Genomic DNA, 18872 nt, shown 5'->3' with positions numbered 1-18872 from the left:
ACAAACAAAATTAAGCATAAGAGGTGCGATGAGATATGTTAGAAGCAGATGTGAAGCGGGATTTACAAGAAACGGCCAAACGATTGGCTGAGCTTAGGGGGTCTCTTTGACTTAGATCTGAAGCTGGAGCAAATTGCCGATTACGAAGAGAAGATGTCGGCGCCTGATTTCTGGGATGACAACGAAAAGGCGCAGAAGCTGATTGCCGAGATGAACGCCGTCAAGGGCGGTGTCGATCAGTTCCAGGCGCTTGCCAGCGAATATGAGGATCTCGAAGTGCTGGTCGAGCTGCTGCAGGAAGAGCAGGATGAGAGCATGGTTGGCGACATCACGTCGGGAATCGCCGCGCTGGTGAAGAAGCTTGAAGCGTTCGAGCTGCAGCTGCTGCTGAGCCAGCCTTACGACAAGCTCGATGCGATTCTGGAGCTGCATCCGGGCGCGGGTGGCACCGAGTCGCAGGACTGGGCGGAGATGCTGCTGCGGATGTACCGTCGCTGGGCGGAGAAGCGGGACTTCAAGGTGGAAGTGCTTGATTATTTGCCCGGTGATGAAGCGGGGGTCAAGAGCGTGACGCTGCTGATTAAAGGTTACAACGCCTACGGTTACTTGAAGGCGGAGAAGGGCGTGCACAGGCTCGTAAGGATTTCGCCGTTCGACGCTTCAGGCAGGCGTCATACGTCGTTCGTGTCCTGCGATGTCATGCCGGAGATTGACGACGATGTCGAGGTCGAGATCCGAACCGAGGACCTTAAGGTGGATACGTACCGTTCCTCCGGTGCGGGCGGACAGCACATCAACACGACCGATTCGGCGGTGCGGATTACGCACATACCGACGGGGGTCGTCGTCAGCTGCCAGACGGAGCGTTCGCAGATCAAGAACCGCGAACGCGCGATGAAGATGCTGCGCTCGAAGCTGTACGAGAAGAAGATCGAGGAGCAGCAAAAGCATCTTGCGGAGATTCGCGGCGAAGTGTCCGATATCGCGTGGGGCAGCCAAATTCGTTCGTATGTCTTCCACCCGTACAGCATGGTGAAAGACCATCGGACGCAAGCGGAGACGGGCAACGTGGGCGCTGTTATGGACGGCGAGCTGGATATGTTCATCGACGCCTACTTGCGCCAGCAGATCGCGAAACCTTCGAAAGATAGCTAAGCGCAACATAATTTCGGGATACCCAGCTGATCCTACATGAAAGCAACCGCTTGGAATGGGCGATGTCGTCCGGCCTCCGAGGAAGGATAAAGCCGACGGGGCGGATGCTGACGTGTAGGATTTTTCGCGTGGAACGGGGTGACGACCTTGGAAAAACGAAGCGAACGGAAGAAAAGCAAGAAAGCGAAGAAGGACGAGTCGAACAACCGGCCGTGGGAAGAGCTCTCGGCCAATCCGGAGCTGGAAGCGGATGCACAGGCGGCTCCAGCCCAACCGCTCGGACCCAGAGCGGATCGTTTGCGGCGAAATCGCCGTAAAGGACGCCAAGCGCTTCGGGGCGGGTGGCGGAGGGCTTGGGAATTTATGCTGCTGGCGATCGGTTCTTCCATGATCGCTCTAAGCTTCAATCTGTTTTTTTATCCCAATCAGTTGGCTTCGGGCGGCGTAACGGGCATAAGCATTATCGTCCAAAAGCTGTTTGGCGTCGAGCCGGCATTTACGCAGTGGGGACTGAATATTCCCTTGTTTCTTATAGGGGTGCTGCTGCTGGGGCGAAACTTCGGGATCAAAACGGCAATCGGCTCCGTCCTTCTGCCGCTGCTGGTCCTTGTCACGCGGAACGTGCCTTCCCTCACAAGCAATGTGCTGCTGGCCAGTATATATGGGGGGATTCTGCTCGGGGTAGGCATTGGGCTTGTTTATCGGGGACGCGGCTCGACGGGCGGTTTTTCGGTGGCGGCGCAAGTTTTACATAAGTATACGGGAATCGGATTCGGGCTGTGCGTGGCGCTGCTCGACGGGGCGGTCATCGTCGCGGCAGGCATCTTCATTTCGCCAGAGAATGCGATGTATGCGTTAATTGGCTTGTTCGTCACCAGCAAAACGATCAATGTCGTGCAGTTGGGGCTAAGTTATTCGAAAGTGGCGTTTATTATTTCGGAGGCGGCCGAGGACATTCGCGAGGTGATTTTATACGAGCTGGACCGCGGTTTGACGAAATTGCATGCAACCGGCGGATACACCGGGGAGGCGCGTACGGTACTTATGGTCGTTGTCGGCCAAACGGAAGTGACCCGGTTGAAGGAGCTTGTACGGGCGGTCGATCCCGGCGCCTTCGTCATCTTGAGCGATACAAACGAGGTGCTCGGCGAAGGGTTCAAAATCGCGGGGCAGGCTTAACGAATGAATGAGGCGGCCATGGGTAAGAGTGGCTTGCGCCCTGCCGGACATTGGGTTACGATGAAAAAAGTTGGGAAAAAAGAAATTGAATTTTTATACCTTCGAATGTATAATAATACATAGTTTTTTAAGTGGAGGGACGGCTATGTCTACGAAATTAAGAGCGGCTATCGTCGGTTCGACCGGTTACGGCGGTGTGGAACTCATTCGCTTTTTACTTGCGCATCCTTATGTGGAAATCACTTCCGTAATCTCGTCGTCTGCCTCCGGGGCGCCGATTGCGGACGGATATCCGCATTTGAATCAGATCGTGACCGAGCGCCTGGACGGTATCGACATTGAGCTCATCCGCGGTAAAGCAGACGTTGTGTTTCTCGCAACGCCGCACGGCGTCAGCATCGACTTGTCGCCGAAGCTGCTGGATGCAGGGCTGAAGGTCATCGACTTGTCGGGCGATTTCCGTTTGAAGGACGGTCAGGTGTACGAGCAATGGTATAAGCATAAACCGGCGGATGCGTCGTATTTAGATAGAGCGGTATACGGCTTGTGCGAGCTGTTCGGTGCAGACGTGCCCGGGGCGCAGTTCATCTCCAACCCGGGTTGCTACCCGACGGCGACCATTCTTGGGCTTGCTCCGCTTGCAGCCAAGCGTTGGATTGACTTGAAGTCGATCATTGTCGACGCGAAGTCGGGGGTGTCGGGCGCGGGGCGCGGACTCAGCCAAGTTGTGCATTACGCGGAAATTAATGAAAATTTTCTGGCTTATAAGGTGAACCGTCATCAGCATACGCCGGAAATCGAGCAAGCGATCGGACGTTTGGCCGGCGAAGAAGCGACGATTACGTTCACGACGCATTTGGTGCCGATGACGCGCGGCATTATGTCGACGATCTACGTGAACTTGAAGCAAGCGCGCAGCGAGGACGAAATTTTCGACTTGTTCCGGAGTTATTACGAGGGACGCTCGTTCGTGCGAATTCGCGACAAGGGCAAGTACCCGGGGACGAAAGAAGTGTTCGGCTCCAACTATTGTGATATCGGGCTTTCGCTCGATTCGCGTACAGGTCGCTTGACGATCATTTCCGTCATAGACAACATGGTTAAAGGGGCAGCCGGACAGGCGATTCAAAACTTGAACTTGATGATGGGCTGGGATGAAACGACGGGTCTGACGTTCACCCCGGTATATCCATAAACGCGGAGGACGGGGGAAGGACATGTCGACAGCGCAACATAATTTTGTGGTGGTGCCTGAAGGTTCGGTGACGACACCGAAAGGGTTTCAAGCAGGCGGACTGCACTGCGGTTTGAAAAAGACGGAGCGCCATGATCTGGGCGCGATTTATTGCGAGGTGCCGGCGAGCGCGGCGGGCGTGTACACGCTCAACCAGTTCCAAGCGGCTCCGCTGCGCGTGACGCAGGAGAGCATCGCGCAGGGAGGCAAGCTGCAAGCGATGCTGGTCAATAGCGGGAACGCGAACGCGTGCACCGGCCAGCAGGGTGAAGACGACGCCCGGGCGATGCGGGCTGCGGGCGCGAAGGCGTTCGGCGTTGCCGAGCATCTGGTCGGCGTAACGTCGACCGGCGTCATCGGCGAGCTGCTGCCGATGGACAAAGTGCTGGGCGGCATCGAGAAGCTGCGGGCGCAGGTGAAGGCTGACGGCGGAGACGATTTCTGTCAAGCGATCTTGACGACGGATCTGGTGAAGAAAGAATTGTGCGTGCAGCTCACCGTCGGCGGGCAAACGGTACATATCGCCGGAGCGGCCAAGGGCTCGGGCATGATTCATCCGAACATGGCGACGATGCTGGGGTTCATGACGACCGATGCGAACATCGAAAGCGCGCATCTCCAGAAGCTGCTGAATGATATTACGGATTCTACCTTCAATATGATTACGGTCGACGGGGACACGAGCACGAACGATATGGTCGTAGCGATGGCCAGCGGCTTGGCGGGCAACGATAGCTTGACGCCGGACCATCCGGACTGGGCGGCATTCGCCGCCGGCTTCAACTACGTCGGTGAATACCTCGCCAAAGCGATCGCACGCGACGGTGAAGGCGCAACGAAGCTGATCGAAGTGACGGTGGCGCATGCCGAATCCCGTGAAGCGGCCCGTGCCATCGCGAAGACCGTCATCGGCTCAAGCCTCGTGAAATCGGCATGCTTTGGCGCGGATGCCAACTGGGGCCGCATCATCGCAGCCGTCGGGCGCGCGGGCTATCCCGTCCAAACCGAGACGGTCGATATCCGCCTCGGCGATATTCCGGTGCTGGAGCAATCCCGCCCGGTGAAATTCGATGAGGAGCGCGCGGCCGAGTATCTCAAAGGCGAGCTCGTCCAAATTTACGTCGACCTGAACATGGGCGACGCCTCGGCGACAGCCTGGGGCTGCGACCTCACGTACGACTATGTGCGGATTAACGCCGCTTATCGGACTTAGGTTGTTGGATGTACTCGTTTGAGCATGTGGGGGCTGCGGCTTATCGCGGCCGTGGAAGGACTGTGCTTATCGAGGACGCGGCGAATCCGTCCAATGATAAGCAACCCCGTGCTCGAACTAAAGCTTCATAACGAAGGCATAACGCGGCTCCTTGCAGGCCGCCCGAACGATACACAAGAAGTAGCGCATAGCTCCCAGGCCCACGTACCGGAAGAACGCCGACTGGTAAGCGTGCACCGGCACGGTGCGAGAAGCGATCCCACACACCGACGTCTCATCAACGGCGGCCACGTGGTAGTCACGTACTCTTTCGGGGGCTTGGGGCGAAGCGCGCAGGGTCCTCCGCCTTCGGGAAGGGGGAAAGAGGGGGATGCGAACATGTTTGTAATGAAATGCGGCGGCAGCACATTAGCGGCGCTGCCGGACGTCTTTTTCGAAGACTTGACCCGGCTGCAGGCCGAAGGCGAAATTCCCGTCATCGTGCATGGCGGCGGTCCGGCGATCTCGGACACGCTGGGCAAGCTGGGCATCGAGACGGAGTTCGTGAACGGGCTGCGCAAAACGAACGAGGCAGTGCTCGACGTCGTCGAGATGGTGCTGGCCGGGCAAATTAATAAACAGATCGTGCGCAACATTCAGCGCTCCGGCGCGAACGCGGTCGGCCTGTCCGGCGTGGACGGCCATCTCATTCAGGCGCAGCCTGTGGCGAACGCGCACGAAGTCGGACTCGTCGGCGACGTGACGCGTGTTAACGCCGAGCTCATTCAAGGCATTGTCGGCATGGGCTACATGCCGGTTATTGCGCCGGTTGGCATCGGAGCCGACGGCGGACAGCGGTACAACATCAACGCCGACACGGCGGCCGGAGCGGTCGCATCGCATCTCGGCGTGGAGCGGATGATCGTCGTCACCGACGTGCCGGGCATCCTGAAGACGGTGGATGGCGAGAAGCGGGTGCTGCCTTCCGTCACCGTGCGGGAAATCGACGAGATGATCGCAAGCGGCGATATTTACGGCGGGATGATCCCGAAAGTGCGTGCAGCCGTGCAGTGCATTCAAGGCGAGGTGCGCGAGGTTGTGATCGTGAACGGATCGGAGCCGCAAGTGTTAAGCAAAGTGCTGAAGGGCGAAGGCATCGGCACCCGCATCGTCAAAGCGTAGAGAAATTATTTTCACATATAAAGGAGTGAACGACATGGGAGAGGCTCAAAGCGCATTGTTTCCGAATTACGCCAGATATCCTTTTACGTTTGTGAAGGGGGAAGGCAGCCGGTTGTGGGATGAGAACGGCAAGGAGTACCTGGACCTGATGTGCGGCTTAGCCGTCACGAACCTCGGGCATGCGCCGAAGCAGGTGACCGAGCGCTTGAAGGAGCAGGTGGATACGCTCTGGCACACGAGCAACCTGTTCCACATCCCGGGGCAGGAGAGGCTGGCCCAGCTGCTTGTGGAGAACAGCTGCACAGACGCCGTCTTCTTCTGCAACAGCGGAGCGGAGGCGAACGAAGCGGCGATCAAGATCGCCCGCAGATACTATCAGAAGGTCATTAACCAGCCGGAGCGCTACGAGATCATCACCTTCAACATGTCGTTCCACGGACGGACCTTGGCTACGTTGACGGCAACCGGGCAGGATAAGGTGAAGGAAGGCTTCTCCCCGCTGCCGGAGGGTTTCGTATATGCGCCGTACAACGCCGCGGATGCGGTGGAGAAGCTCATCACGGGGAAAACGTGCGCCATCATGCTGGAACTCGTCCAAGGCGAGGGCGGCGTTATCCCAGCCGATCCGGACTTCGTGAAGGCTGTAGCGAACCTGTGCGAGCGGCACGGCCTGCTCCTCATTCTGGATGAAATCCAAACCGGCATCGGCCGGACGGGCAAGCTGTTCGCTTACGAGCACTTCGGCATCGAGCCGGACCTCGTGACCTTGGCGAAAGGGCTGGGCAGCGGCATGCCGATCGGGGCGCTACTCGGGAAAGAGAAGCTGCGTACCGCTTTCGCGGCCGGCTCCCACGGGACGACGTTCGGCGGCAACTACTTGTCCACGGCGGCCGGATTGGCGACGCTGGAGACGATGCTGCAGGAGAACGTGTCGGAGCGTGCGGCTGAGATGGGCAGTTATATCATGAGCGAGTTGAAAAGCAGGCTCGCCGGCAATCCGCTCGTCGAGACGATCCGCGGACTGGGCATGCTGATCGGCATCCAATTGACGGGATCGGGCGCGGAGCTGATCAAGTCGATTCACGAGCAAGGCGTGCTTGTCGTGCCGGCCGGACCGAACGTCATTCGTTTGGCCCCGAGCCTGCTGATCTCCAAGGAAGACATCGACCGCGGACTGGACACGATCTGCCAGACGTTGGCGAAAGCGGCGGCGGCAGCGGTATAGAGGAGCCTGAACGTTTCAAGCAAAGCAGAATTGGCGATTACTTTGTGAAAGTGAAGGGAGCTGCATCCATGACGGAAACGGCAGAGCAGGAAGATATGGCGGTACAATTGAAGGGCCGCGATTTTATCGGGTTGGTGGACTATACGTCGGAGGAAATCCGGTATTTGATCGATTTGGCGATTGAGCTGAAGCGGAAGCAGAAAGCGGGAGAGACGTACCAGCCGTTGAAGGGCAAGACGCTGGGGATGATTTTCGAGAAGTCTTCGACGCGGACGCGGGTGTCTTTTGAAGTGGGCATGTACCAGCTGGGCGGCCATGCACTGTTTCTGAGCAGGAACGACCTGCAGATCGGCCGCGGCGAAACGATTCACGATACGGCGCAGACAATGTCCCGGTACCTCGACGGCATCATGATCCGGACCTATGCGCACCGGACGGTCATCGAGCTGGCGCGCAACGCCACGGTCCCGGTCATCAACGGGCTGACGGATCTGTCCCACCCTTGTCAGGCGCTGGCGGACTACCAAACCGTGCTCGAAAAAAAGGGCCGCCTCGAAGGCCTCAAAGTGGCTTATATCGGAGACGGTAACAACATGGTGCACTCGCTCTTGATGGGCGCAGCCAAGCTGGGTATCAACTTTGCCGTAGCGACGCCGAAAGGCTACGAGCCGGACAACGAAGTGCTGGAGCTTTCGCGCGAAATGGCGGCTAAGACGGGCGCCGGCATTTATGTAGGCACCGATGCGAAAGAAGCGGTGGCGAACGCGGACGTCGTGTATACGGACGTGTGGGCGAGCATGGGCTTTGAAGCCGAGCAGAAGGAGCGGGAAATCGCGTTCAAGGATTACCAGGTGAACGAGGCGCTCGTGAAATACGCGAAACCGGATTACTTGTTCATGCACTGCCTGCCGGCGCACCGTGGGGAAGAAGTGTCGGAAGGTGTCATTGACGGCAAAAACTCGGTCATTTTCGATCAAGCGGAGAACCGGCTGCATGCCCAGAAAGCGGTTATGGCCGCTATTATGTAATCATCGCCGGAAGCCAGGCGCGTAAGGTATAAGCGAAAGCGTGAGGATAAATCAGAAGGAGAGCGGGAACGACATGGCAAAGCAAAAAATCGTATTGGCGTATTCGGGCGGGTTGGATACGTCCATCATCTTGAAATGGTTGAAGGAAACGTACGACGCAGAAATTATCGCCTTCACCGCCGATATCGGACAGAAGGATGAGCTCGACGGTCTTGAGGAAAAAGCGCTGAACACCGGCGCGTCTAAAGTATACATCGACGACCTGCGCGAAGAGTTCGCGCGCGACTTCATTTTCCCGATGTTCCAGGCGGGCGCCCTGTATGAAGGGCAGTACTTGCTTGGCACGAGCATTGCGCGTCCATTGATCGCGAAGCGGATGGTCGAGATCGCACGCGCGGAAGGCGCTACCGCCATCGCGCACGGGGCGACGGGCAAAGGCAACGACCAAGTGCGCTTCGAATTGACAGCCGCGGCTTTGACGCCGGATGTCGAAGTCATCGCGCCATGGCGGCTGGAAAATTTCCGCGAAGAGTTCCCGGGGCGCGCCGAAATGATCGCCTTCGCCGAGAAGCACGGCATTAACGTGACGGCTTCCGCCGCGAAGCCGTATTCGATGGACCGCAACCTGCTGCACATTAGCTACGAGAGCGGCGTGCTGGAGGATCCTTGGTTCGATCCGAGCGCGCCGGAGAACAAGGACATGTTCCTGCTCAGCGTCGATCCTGCGGATGCGCCGGACGAAGCGGAATACATCGAGCTTGAGTTCGAGCAAGGCAACTGCGTTGCGATCAACGGCGAGCGGATGATTCCGCTGCACATCATGGAGAAGCTGAACGAACTCGGCGGCAAGCACGGCGTGGGCCGCGTCGACATGGTCGAAAACCGCTTCGTCGGCATGAAGAGCCGCGGCGTGTACGAGACGCCGGGCGGGACGATCCTGTTCACCGCTCACCGTAAGATCGAGTCGATCACGATGGACCGCGAAGTGATGCACTTGCGCGACTCCTTGATTCCGAAATATGCTTCGCTCGTGTACAACGGCTTCTGGTACGCACCGGAGCGTCTGGCCATTCAAGCGCTGGTGACCGAGAGCCAGAAGAATGTAACGGGTACGGTTCGCTTGAAGCTGTTCAAGGGCAACGTCATCGGCGCCGGCGTGAAAAGCCCGGTCAGCTTGTACAACCCGCACATCGCGACGATGGAAGCCGATCCGACGAAAGCGTACGACCAAGGCGATGCCACAGGCTTTATTCGCCTCAATGCGCTCCGTTTGCGCGTAGCGGCTGGCGTCCATCAGAACGACGGGAAATAGGGGGCAATAATACGTGTCGAAGCTTTGGGGCGGACGATTTACGAAGAAAACCGACCAATTGGTCGAAGAATATACGGCTTCTATTTTGTTTGACAAGGAGTTGGCCGAGGAGGACGTGCAGGGCAGCATGGCGCACGTCACCATGCTCGGCAAATGCGGAATTCTGCCGGCGGACGATGTCGAGAAAATCAAAGACGGGCTTCTCAAGGTGCAAGGGATGATTCGCCGCGGCGAGCTCGAATTCTCGGTCAGCGATGAAGACATTCATATGAATATCGAGAAAGCGCTGATCGACGAAGTCGGTTCGGTCGGCGGCAAGCTGCATACGGGCCGGAGCCGGAACGACCAAGTGGCTACCGATATGCACCTGTGGCTGCGCAAGCGGGTCGTGGAATTCGTCGGACTGTTGAACAAAGTGCAGGAAGCGCTGATCGAGCAGGCGAAGAATAACCTGGATACGATCGTACCGGGGTATACCCACCTGCAGCGGGCGCAGCCGATTTTGTTCGCGCACCATCTGCTCGCCTACGTGTCGATGTTCCAGCGCGACGCCGAGCGTTTGCAGGACAGCTACAAGCGCGTCAACGTCCTGCCGCTCGGAGCCGGGGCGCTGGCCGGGACGACGTTCCCGATCGACCGCCATTTTGTCGCCGAGCAGCTTGGGTTCGATCGCGTGTACGAGAACTCGCTCGATGCGGTGAGCGACCGGGATTTTATACTGGAGTTCCTGTCGAACGCTTCGATGATTATGATGCACTTGTCGCGGCTGAGCGAGGAATTTGTCATGTGGTCCAGCACGGAGTTCCGGTTTGTCGAATTGGACGACGCCTTCTGTACGGGCAGCAGCATCATGCCGCAGAAGAAAAATCCGGACGTTGCCGAGCTCGTGCGGGGCAAAACCGGTCGTGTGTACGGCAACCTGTTCGGACTGCTGACCGTGCTGAAGTCGCTGCCGCTCGCGTATAACAAGGACATGCAGGAAGACAAAGAAGGCATGTTCGACACCGTTCGCACGCTCCAGGGCGCGCTGCAGCTGTATGCGCCGATGATTGCGACGATGAAGGTGAATAAGGACCGGATGAGACAAGCCGTGAACCAGGATTTCTCCAATGCGACCGACATTGCGGACTATTTGGTTAACAAAGGCATGCCATTCCGTCAAGCGCATGAAGTGATCGGGAAAACGGTGCTCTACTGCATCCAAAACCACAAGTATTTGCTCGACCTGAAGCTGGAGGAGTATCACCAGTTCTCCAAGCTGTTCGATCAAGACATCTACCAGGTGCTCCAACCGGAGAGTGTCGTGAATGCGCGCAACGTGTACGGCGGAACGGCTACGGCGCAGGTGAGCGCGGCTGTCGAACGGGCGGAAGCGGCGCTTGCGGTCTCGACCGCTTGGTTTGATGAGTTTTACGCGAAAAGCAGATAAGTCGCGCCTGAAGTTATAAAGCGCAGAAAACCTGCGGAAGCGGTTCGGGTCTCTCGAAAGAGAGCGGAACCGCTTCCGCAGGTTTTTTTATTGATCGGTTTACAGGCTAACGGCTGCCGTATGCATTAACGGAAGCTGGGCCCCTTTACGCCGTCCTCGACATAAGGGACGGGCGAATCTCCGGCAGGATGCGGGGACGAGCGATCCGCTCCGGAGCCGGAACCCGTATTGATCGCAATGACGGTCGGCTGTGCGGCATAGGTGTCTCTCGATATTTTCTCCCGGCCGATAATGTTCCCGTTCTTCTTCTGAATACGGTAAGTTTCGACAATGTAGCCGGGCTTTCCTTTGACGACGATTTCGCTTTTGCCTTTGCGCAGCGACGGGTTGTGCACATATTTTGTCGAAGGCTGCAAGGTGTCGACCGTTACGGATTCGACATCAAAGGTCGTATCGGGAGGTGTCTGCCCGAACAGCTTGACCTTCAGCTCGCTTCCGTCCGCATAGGTGCGGATCAACATATAGAAGTTCGTGCTGTTACGGAACTTGAAGTTGATATGGCCGCTGGCGAACGTCGCGTCTTGACCTAGCGGCACGTAGCTGACGGGCAGCGAATGGTTCCGCCGCTCAACAATCGTGAGTCCGGCGCGGAGCACGGCGTTGTACAGCGTCGACGAGACCTGGCAGATGCCTCCGCCGATGCCGGGGACGAGCTTGCCGTTGACGATGACCGGCGCCTCGCGGTAGCCGGCTGTTTTCTCCGTTTGTTCGATAAAGGGAGCGTAATCGAAGACGGCGCCGGGCGCGAGCAGGACGTCTTGCAGCGAGGCGGCTGTCGCTTGCACGTTATGCAGCCTACCTGCCGAGCCTGCGGCGGAACCGGCAGCCGGCGGGTAGCGGGTGGCGAATTCGCCGATTTTGCGCACAATGCCCTGCTGCTGCAGCGACTGGACCGTCACCGCCGGGTTCACCGTGCGCATCGGCACGTCCAGCGCGAGGGGCGGCGCGGAGGCCGCGTCGGCCACCTGCACCTCCCATGCGGGCAGCGCGGCAGCGAGCCGTTCCCCAAGCTGCGGCTCATCGATGCGCCGGGCCGGTTTTTCCGGCGCATAGTCGATCGTATCGTCCGGGCGGATGATCCGGACGGCGTCTTTCGGCTGTTCGCGGTACACGGGCGCGAACGCTTCCTGCAGCGCAGCTCCAAGCTTCTCTGGCGCAAGGACCGGGCGAATCGCCCAGTCGCTCCCCCTTGCTTGCCAGCGCGCCCAGGCGCGGTGAAACAGCGAGCCTTCCCGCAGGCTTGCGATCCGCTGCCGCAGCGGTTGTTCGTCCAGCTCGATCCCCAGCTGCCCGAGCGTGAGCTGCGCGCTGCCGCCTCCGGTCCCGTCTGCCGGTGGTACTGACAGTTTCACGGACTGGCCGAGGAAAGCGGCTTTGCGCTGGCTCACTTGCGCATCGAACTCGGCGTACGTGATTCCGCCGACAGGCCAGTTTCCGAGATGAACGCCAGCAGGGATGCGGGAAGAGGAGCCGTAAGCGGCGAAAGCCGCGCAGCCGACCAAGGCCGTGGCTAAGACGCCAATGGCAACAGGACCGAGTATTCGGTTCCAGGTATGCATAAGCGGGTCTCCTTTGTCCAAATAAGCTCGTACTTAATAGTTTCAAATGTATGCGAGTGTCGGACGAAACTTGCCAGTGCCTGGATCGGGAGCCGACAGTTCCCCGCTGAATCGATGCGCTTTGACCGATCGTAAAGGCAAGCGCTGCTCCGAATGCGAAATGAATTGTGGCAATATGTAGAAATTCACAACAGACTAAAGGATTTTAGGCGTTTGTGTCGAACTATTAAAGGCTAGAAGTAAATTGTCGATAAGTGATGCCAAGATAAACGGCTGCGTCGTCCTTGTCTTGCAAGGAATTGCCCGTTTGTCAAAGCTGATGCGCGTTTAAGACTAAAACTTACATGGCGATCAGCTAAAAAAATCAGGATGTGATACCGTGATCGAAATGCAGGACGTTTGGAAGACGTATCCTGACGGCACCCATGCCCTTCGAGGCATTAACGTCAAGGTGGATCAAAGCGAATTCGTCTATGTCGTCGGTCCGTCAGGTGCGGGAAAATCGACTTTCATGAAATTAATTTATAGAGAAGAGCGTCCGAGCAAGGGCGCGATCTTCGTTAACGGTTTTAATCTGGAGAAGCTGAAGCAGCGTAAAATTCCGTTTGTTCGCCGCAATATCGGCGTTATTTTTCAGGACTTTCGCCTGCTGCCCAAGCTTACGGTGTACGAGAATATCGCCTTCGCGATGGAAGTGATCGAAGCGCCGAAGAAAATTATTAAGAAACGGACGCTCGAAGTGCTGGAGCTTGTCCGACTCAAGGACAAAGTAAACTCCTTGCCGACACAGCTGTCCGGCGGCGAACAGCAGCGCGTCGCTATTGCCCGGGCAATAGTCAATAATCCGTCCGTCATTATTGCGGACGAGCCAACCGGGAACCTGGACCCGGAAACGTCATGGGGCATTATGAAGCTGATGGAAGAAATTAACTTTCGCGGCACGACGATCGTCATGGCTACACATAACAAAGAAATCGTAAACACGATGCGCAAGCGCGTCATTGCCATCGAATCGGGGAAAATCGCGCGCGATGAAGTGAGAGGTGAGTACGGCTATGAAGATTAGCACGGCCGGACGCCACCTTCGCGAAGGGACCAAGAATGTGCTGCGTAACGGCTGGATGTCGTTCGCGTCGATCAGCTCGATTACGATCTCCTTGTTTATATTAGGCGTATTTCTGCTGCTGTCGCTCAACGTGAATTTTTTGGCGCAACAAATCGAGCAGCAGGTCGAAATTCGCGTGTATTTGGAAGTAAATACGCCGCAGGATCAAATTGCACTTCTGCAGAATGAAATTGCTGCCATGCCGAAGGTCAATAAAGTGAAATTCGTGTCGAAGGAAGAAGGACTCGAGTATTTGCGCGAGAAGCTTGGGGAGAGCGGCAAACAGCTGCTTGAAGGCTTCAATGGCGACAACAATCCGTTGAACGATTCGTTTACCGTCGAGGTGTCGGAACCGCGAGAAGTAGCTGCGGTTGCCGGCGAAATTAACAAATTGAACGAAGGCAAGCCGGCCAAGCCGATCTACCGCGTCAGCTACGGCCAAGGCACCGTCGAAACGATGTTCAAGGTAACCACGATCGTTCGTAATGTCGGTCTTGTGCTTGTCGCGGCTTTGGCGTTGACGGCGATGTTCTTAATTTCCAATACAATTAAAATAACAATTGTCGCACGGCGCCGCGAAATATCCATCATGAAGCTGGTCGGGGCGACGAACTCGTTCATTCGCTGGCCGTTCTTTATCGAAGGAGCGCTGCTCGGCATTATCGGTTCGGTCATTCCGGTCGGCATCCTGTTGTACGGCTACTGGCAGATGATGCGGTCCATCCAGTTGGACTTGAATCTGCTTCTGATCAAGCTGCTGCCCTTCGATGATATCGCATGGAAGACGTCCGTGCTGCTGATCGGCATTGGCGTTATGATCGGCATTTGGGGAAGCGTGTTGTCGGTGCGTAAGTTTTTGAGAGTGTAAGCTTGAAAGACCAACTGTTGGGGAGGAACGGGTGTTGAAAAAGTCTTTTCTGCCGCTTGTCTTGTCCTTAAGCCTTATCGGAGCTACGATTGTGCCCCAGGCCGGGTTTGCATTGACCGCTTCGCAGCGCATTGAGCAGGAGCTTAACCAGCTGAAGAAAACGAAATCCGCCGTTCAGCAGAAGGTGAACGAGACGGAGAAGCAAATAACGCAAGTTACGAGGGAAAAGCAGCAAACGTCAAACGACATCAACGCGCTTCTCGACCAAATCGACAAAACGAATAAAAGCTTGAACGTATTGAACGATAAAGTGGCCGAAGTTTCGGCAACGCTGAAAGAAAACGCGAAACAACTCGAAGAAGCCGAGACGCGGGTGACCTCCCGCGATCAGATGCTCCGGTCGCGGCTTCGTCTGATGTATATGAACGGGGTCGTTTCGTACACGGATGTGCTGCTGAGCTCGACCAATTTCAGCGATTTTTTGGACAGGCTTGAAGCTTTGCGTTCTATCGTAAATCAGGACAAAAAGATTCTGGAAGCGAACAAGCGCGACCGCGCCACGATTGACGAGAAACGGATCGCGATTGAGAAACAGCTCGCCGAGGTTAAAAATTTGTATGCGGAGACTTCGGCGGTCAAGGCCGATCTTCTGGTCAAGGAGAAGGAGAAAGAAGTGAAGATCGCTAGCCTGGCTCAGAAGGAGAAGGAGCTCGAGGATATCAGCGAGGAAGTGGAGGCACAGCTTGTTAAGGTGGCCAGCCAGGAGGCGGCCAAGCAGCGGGCGCTCCAAGAGGCCAAAGCGGCGGAGGCGGCTAAGTCGAAGGGCGCGAAGGCGGCGGGGCCGGTGTATACGTACAGCGGAGGGAAGTTTGGCTATCCGCTTCCTAAAGTCGTCAATATGTCATCAGATTTCGGAACCCGCAAGGATCCCTTTACAGGCAGTTCTTCTACGCATAACGGTATCGATTTTCCTTCTCCGGCAGGAACGAGCATTCTGGCAGCCGAGGATGGCGTCGTCATCGTCGCTTCCTGGTGGAGCGGATACGGAAATACGGTGATCATTGACCACGGCAAAGGAGTATGGACGCTGTATGGTCATATCCGTAACGACGGCATCGTCGTGGAGAAGGGCGACACGGTCAAGCGGGGCCAGAAGATCGCCGAGGTCGGTTCGACCGGACGTTCGACGGGGAATCACCTTCACTTTGAAGTGCGGATTAATGAATCTCCCGTCGATCCTAAACCTTATTTAAGATAACGGACGCTGTTCATAATTCGGCAGGGCTTGTCATAAACTAGAAAGACAAGTTATGTAAGAAGTGTGAATGGACAACCGGCTTTGACTGGCAAAGCAACGGTTGCACTAGGGATCAGCAAAGGCGGTGTGGGGAGAGGCATGGTTTTTAAGGGACGTACGGTATTGGCTTTTGTACTATTGTCGATGTTCGCAAGCAGCATCATGACGCTGACAATTGTGAACCCGTCGATCTTCGCCGCGGTGAAGAACGGGAACGGAGCGGCTGCTGCGGATGCGAAGTCCGGCTTAACCAGCAAGGATATTAACAAACTGGCGACGACGTATCAGCTGATCAACGGCAAGTACTTGAACGAGGTCGATCACGAGAAAATCGTGAATGGCGCCATCAACGGCATGCTGGCAACGCTGGAAGACCCGTTCACGGTGTACATGGATCAGAACGAAGCGAAGCAATTCGACGAGAATATCACCTCTTCCTTCCAGGGGATTGGAGCGGAGGTGACCTCGGAAGACGGCAAAGTGACGATCGTGACTCCGATCAAAGGTTCGCCGGCCGAGAAGGCGGGCTTACACGCCAATGACGTGATCGTTTCGGTCAACGGCGAGAAGTTGGACGGCTTGACGTTGAATCAGGCGATCATGAAAATCCGCGGTCCGAAAGGTACGCAGGCAAAGCTGGAAGTCGCTCGTGCGGGCGTGAGCGACCCGATCCAGGTGATCGTGGTGCGTGATGATATCGATGTGGAGACGGTATTCGGCGAGATGCTGCCGGGCAATATCGGGAAGATCGAGATCCGGCAGTTCTCGAGCAATACGTCGGCGCGCTTTAAGGAAGAGCTGGCCGCCCTGGAGAGCAAGGGAATGAAGGGCCTGATCATCGACGTGCGCAACGATCCGGGCGGTCTGCTATCGGCCGTCGTCGAAATCGTGGAGCCGTTCATACCGAAAGGCAAGACGATTGTACAAATCGAGAACCGTAAGGGTGTTCGGGAAGAAACGAAATCGGAGAACGGCACAGGCAAAAATTATCCGGTTTCCGTGCTGATTAATAAAGGCAGTGCGAGCGCCTCGGAAATATTGGCCGGCGCTTTGCACGATTCCGTCGGCAGCAAGCTGATCGGCGAAACGACGTTCGGCAAAGGCACGGTGCAGGTTACGTTCGAGCAGGAGATGGGCGACGGCAGTAACATTAAGATGACCGTGTACAAATGGTTGACGCCGAACGGCACATGGATTCACAAGAAGGGTATTGCTCCCGATCTGGCCGTCGAGCAGCCGGCTTACTTCAAAGCGGCCCCTCTGACGAAAAAAGAAACGTTGAAGCCTGATTCGAACAACGAAGACGTGAAAAACTTGCAGGTCATGCTGCAGGGGCTCGGCTTGAATCCGGAACGAACGGACGGGTACTACAGCGACAAGACGGCGCAAGCGGTCAAAACGTTCCAGCGGTCAAACGGCTTGCCGGTAACCGGCGAGGTTGATAAGGAGACGGCGAACAAGCTGGAGAAAGCGATTCTTGCAGCTATCCGCGATCCGAAGAACGATCTGCAGCTGAAGGCGGCGGTCGAGGCGATGCAGCAAGCGGTGAAATAACCGGATTGTCTGCCAATTTCAGGAGGGCGGCAGGAAATAGCCGGCCCTGCGTCGAAATGATTAAGAAGGCGGTTCCGAGTCGCTCGGAATTCGACCTTCTTTCTTTTTTGACCAGGGACTATTCTGATTCAGATCAAAGGAGCGCGCCATGGATTGGGTTCAGGCTTTAGGGTGGCAGGGGCTGCAAGCGATCGTACAGCTATTCCTGCATCCTTTTTATTATGTGGGCATCCTCTTTATTATTTTGCAATACCGCAGACAAATCGCGATGGAACGCAGGCTGTTCTCTACGAAGCTGCACGCTCTCCTGCCGGAGACGTGGCGAATCGTGTTATGGGGATGGGTCGGGGGGTTATGCGTCTCGGTATTGATGGCAGGTATCGGAGCAACGGTTCAACAGGAGGCGGTCTTGCTGTTATGGATCGTCTCGCTGCTGCTCGTTATCGTGCGCGTCAGATACTTATGCTGGGCGTATGCGGTCGGTGTCATCGGAATGCTTCAGGTGGTGCTGTCGGCGATCCCGGGTGTGAGGCAGTCGGATGACTGGGCTTGGCTGACGAAACCGCTCTTCGCGCTGGACATACCGGCCATGCTGGCGCTCGTTGCTATCTTGCATTTGGCCGAGGCGATCTACGTAAGGAAGCAAGGAACGCGGCTCGGCATGCCGATGTTTGTCGAGGGGAAGCGCGGAAGAATCGTCGGCGGTTACCAGCTGCAGGGCTTTTGGCCGATGGCGCTGTTTCTCGTCGTCCCGCTGCAGCAAGCGGCGGGCGGGCCTTTGCTTCCGTGGACGCCGCTGCTTGGGGGCGAGCTGTGGCAGAACGGCTGGACGATTGTGGGGTTTCCCGTCATGATCGGATTTACGGAGATGACAATCTCGCGATTGCCGAAGGACAAGGCGAGGATCGGTTCCAATTTACTGATCTTGTATGCGCTAATTTTACTGGGGCTGGCCGCTTTAAGCGCATGGCTGCCGGTGCTAACGTTCACGGCAAGCTTATTTGCGATTTTGCTCCATGAGGCGATGATTGTGTATAGCCGTTGGGATGAAGGCCGCCGCCGCCCGATTTATGTACACACGGACAAAGGGCTGAAAATATTAGCCGTGCTGCCGGGCAGTCCGGCCGAGGAGCTCGGCCTTAAAGCCGGTGAGATCGTCAGCAAGGTGAACGGGGTTCCGGTTCGCAGCAAGCAGGCGCTGCATCAGGCGATGCAGTTGAATCCGGCGTTCTGCCGATTGGAAGTGCTCGATGGGGCGCTGGAGAACCGCTTCTTGAAACGGGCGCTTTACTCGGGGGAGCATCATCAGCTCGGCATTATACTCGCTCCCGACCAAGATGTGCTGTACTATGTGGAGGAGAAGCAGGTATCGATTTGGGCATACTTGAGCCGCCGTTTGATCGGATTACTCCGCAATGAAAAAAATTCGAAGAGCATGTAAGGGGCAGGCGTCACGACAATCCGGACATTTCGGCACGGAATAGGGATTTCGT

General features: G+C 56.7%; 15 protein-coding genes. 14 read left to right on the top strand and 1 reads right to left on the bottom strand.

Going from position 1 to position 18872, the window contains the following annotated elements:
* Positions 1–35: 35 nt before the first annotated feature.
* From prfB to argH, 9 genes are all read left to right on the top strand, one after another.
* Positions 36–1155 (top strand): peptide chain release factor 2 gene (gene prfB, locus FKP33_RS20145; RefSeq protein WP_141336200.1). Its coding sequence is split into 2 segments (ribosomal slippage): positions 36–107 and positions 109–1155, totalling 1119 coding nucleotides; the frame shifts between segments, so codons are not numbered across the junction.
* Between the two features lie 297 nt (positions 1156–1452).
* Positions 1453–2334, top strand: coding sequence for a YitT family protein (locus FKP33_RS20140; RefSeq protein ID WP_230876240.1), 882 nt, complete (start codon positions 1453–1455; stop codon positions 2332–2334).
* Between the two features lie 145 nt (positions 2335–2479).
* Positions 2480–3529 (top strand): N-acetyl-gamma-glutamyl-phosphate reductase, encoded by a 1050-nt coding sequence (gene argC / locus FKP33_RS20135; RefSeq protein WP_141336199.1) that lies wholly within the window; start codon positions 2480–2482, stop codon positions 3527–3529.
* Between the two features lie 22 nt (positions 3530–3551).
* Positions 3552–4781, top strand: a complete 1230-nt coding sequence (argJ, locus tag FKP33_RS20130; RefSeq protein ID WP_054797843.1) for a bifunctional glutamate N-acetyltransferase/amino-acid acetyltransferase ArgJ — start codon at positions 3552–3554, stop codon at positions 4779–4781.
* A 378-nt stretch (positions 4782–5159) separates the two neighbouring features.
* Positions 5160–5942: an acetylglutamate kinase gene (gene argB, locus FKP33_RS20125; RefSeq protein ID WP_127608678.1), complete on the top strand. Its 783-nt coding sequence runs from the start codon at positions 5160–5162 to the stop codon at positions 5940–5942.
* Positions 5943–5976: 34 nt separating this feature from the next.
* On the top strand, positions 5977–7167 hold the full coding sequence (locus FKP33_RS20120; RefSeq protein WP_141336198.1) for an acetylornithine transaminase: 1191 nt from the start codon (positions 5977–5979) through the stop codon (positions 7165–7167).
* Between the two features lie 68 nt (positions 7168–7235).
* A complete protein-coding gene (gene argF, locus FKP33_RS20115) occupies positions 7236–8195 on the top strand; it encodes an ornithine carbamoyltransferase (RefSeq protein ID WP_127608680.1) in 960 nt (319 codons plus the stop codon).
* A gap of 73 nt (positions 8196–8268) precedes the next feature.
* On the top strand, positions 8269–9507 hold the full coding sequence (locus FKP33_RS20110; protein ID WP_127608681.1) for an argininosuccinate synthase: 1239 nt from the start codon (positions 8269–8271) through the stop codon (positions 9505–9507).
* A 13-nt stretch (positions 9508–9520) separates the two neighbouring features.
* Complete coding sequence (argH, locus tag FKP33_RS20105) at positions 9521–10936, top strand: argininosuccinate lyase (protein ID WP_127608682.1); 1416 nt, start codon at positions 9521–9523, stop codon at positions 10934–10936.
* 125 nt (positions 10937–11061) lie between these two features.
* Here argH and FKP33_RS20100 read toward each other — a convergent pair whose 3' ends face one another.
* Positions 11062–12555, bottom strand: a complete 1494-nt coding sequence (locus FKP33_RS20100) for a VanW family protein (RefSeq protein ID WP_141336197.1) — start codon at positions 12553–12555, stop codon at positions 11062–11064.
* 379 nt (positions 12556–12934) lie between these two features.
* On the opposite strand from FKP33_RS20100, the gene ftsE reads away from it, so the two are divergent.
* The 5 genes from ftsE (at position 12935) to FKP33_RS20075 (ending at position 18820) form a co-directional block, all read left to right on the top strand.
* Positions 12935–13621 carry a cell division ATP-binding protein FtsE gene (gene ftsE, locus FKP33_RS20095; protein ID WP_054798385.1) on the top strand — a complete coding sequence of 229 codons (687 nt, stop codon included), beginning with the start codon at positions 12935–12937 and terminating at the stop codon, positions 13619–13621.
* A complete protein-coding gene (gene ftsX, locus FKP33_RS20090) occupies positions 13611–14528 on the top strand; it encodes a permease-like cell division protein FtsX (protein WP_127608684.1) in 918 nt (305 codons plus the stop codon). The genes ftsE and ftsX overlap by 11 nt, the downstream gene beginning before the upstream one ends.
* 31 nt (positions 14529–14559) lie before the next feature.
* Complete coding sequence (locus FKP33_RS20085) at positions 14560–15786, top strand: murein hydrolase activator EnvC family protein (RefSeq protein WP_141336196.1); 1227 nt, start codon at positions 14560–14562, stop codon at positions 15784–15786.
* Between the two features lie 138 nt (positions 15787–15924).
* Positions 15925–17379 carry a S41 family peptidase gene (locus tag FKP33_RS20080; RefSeq protein WP_141336211.1) on the top strand — a complete coding sequence of 485 codons (1455 nt, stop codon included), beginning with the start codon at positions 15925–15927 and terminating at the stop codon, positions 17377–17379.
* A 148-nt stretch (positions 17380–17527) separates the two neighbouring features.
* The gene (locus tag FKP33_RS20075) at positions 17528–18820 is read left to right on the top strand and encodes a PDZ domain-containing protein (RefSeq protein WP_127608686.1); all 1293 of its coding nucleotides are present in this window, start codon (positions 17528–17530) and stop codon (positions 18818–18820) included.
* Positions 18821–18872: the final 52 nt, after the last annotated feature.

This window comes from Paenibacillus sp. tmac-D7 (assembly GCF_006519665.1).
Taxonomy (GTDB): domain Bacteria; phylum Bacillota; class Bacilli; order Paenibacillales; family NBRC-103111; genus Paenibacillus_G; species Paenibacillus_G validus.
This window is presented reverse-complemented; position numbering and strand designations above follow the sequence as displayed.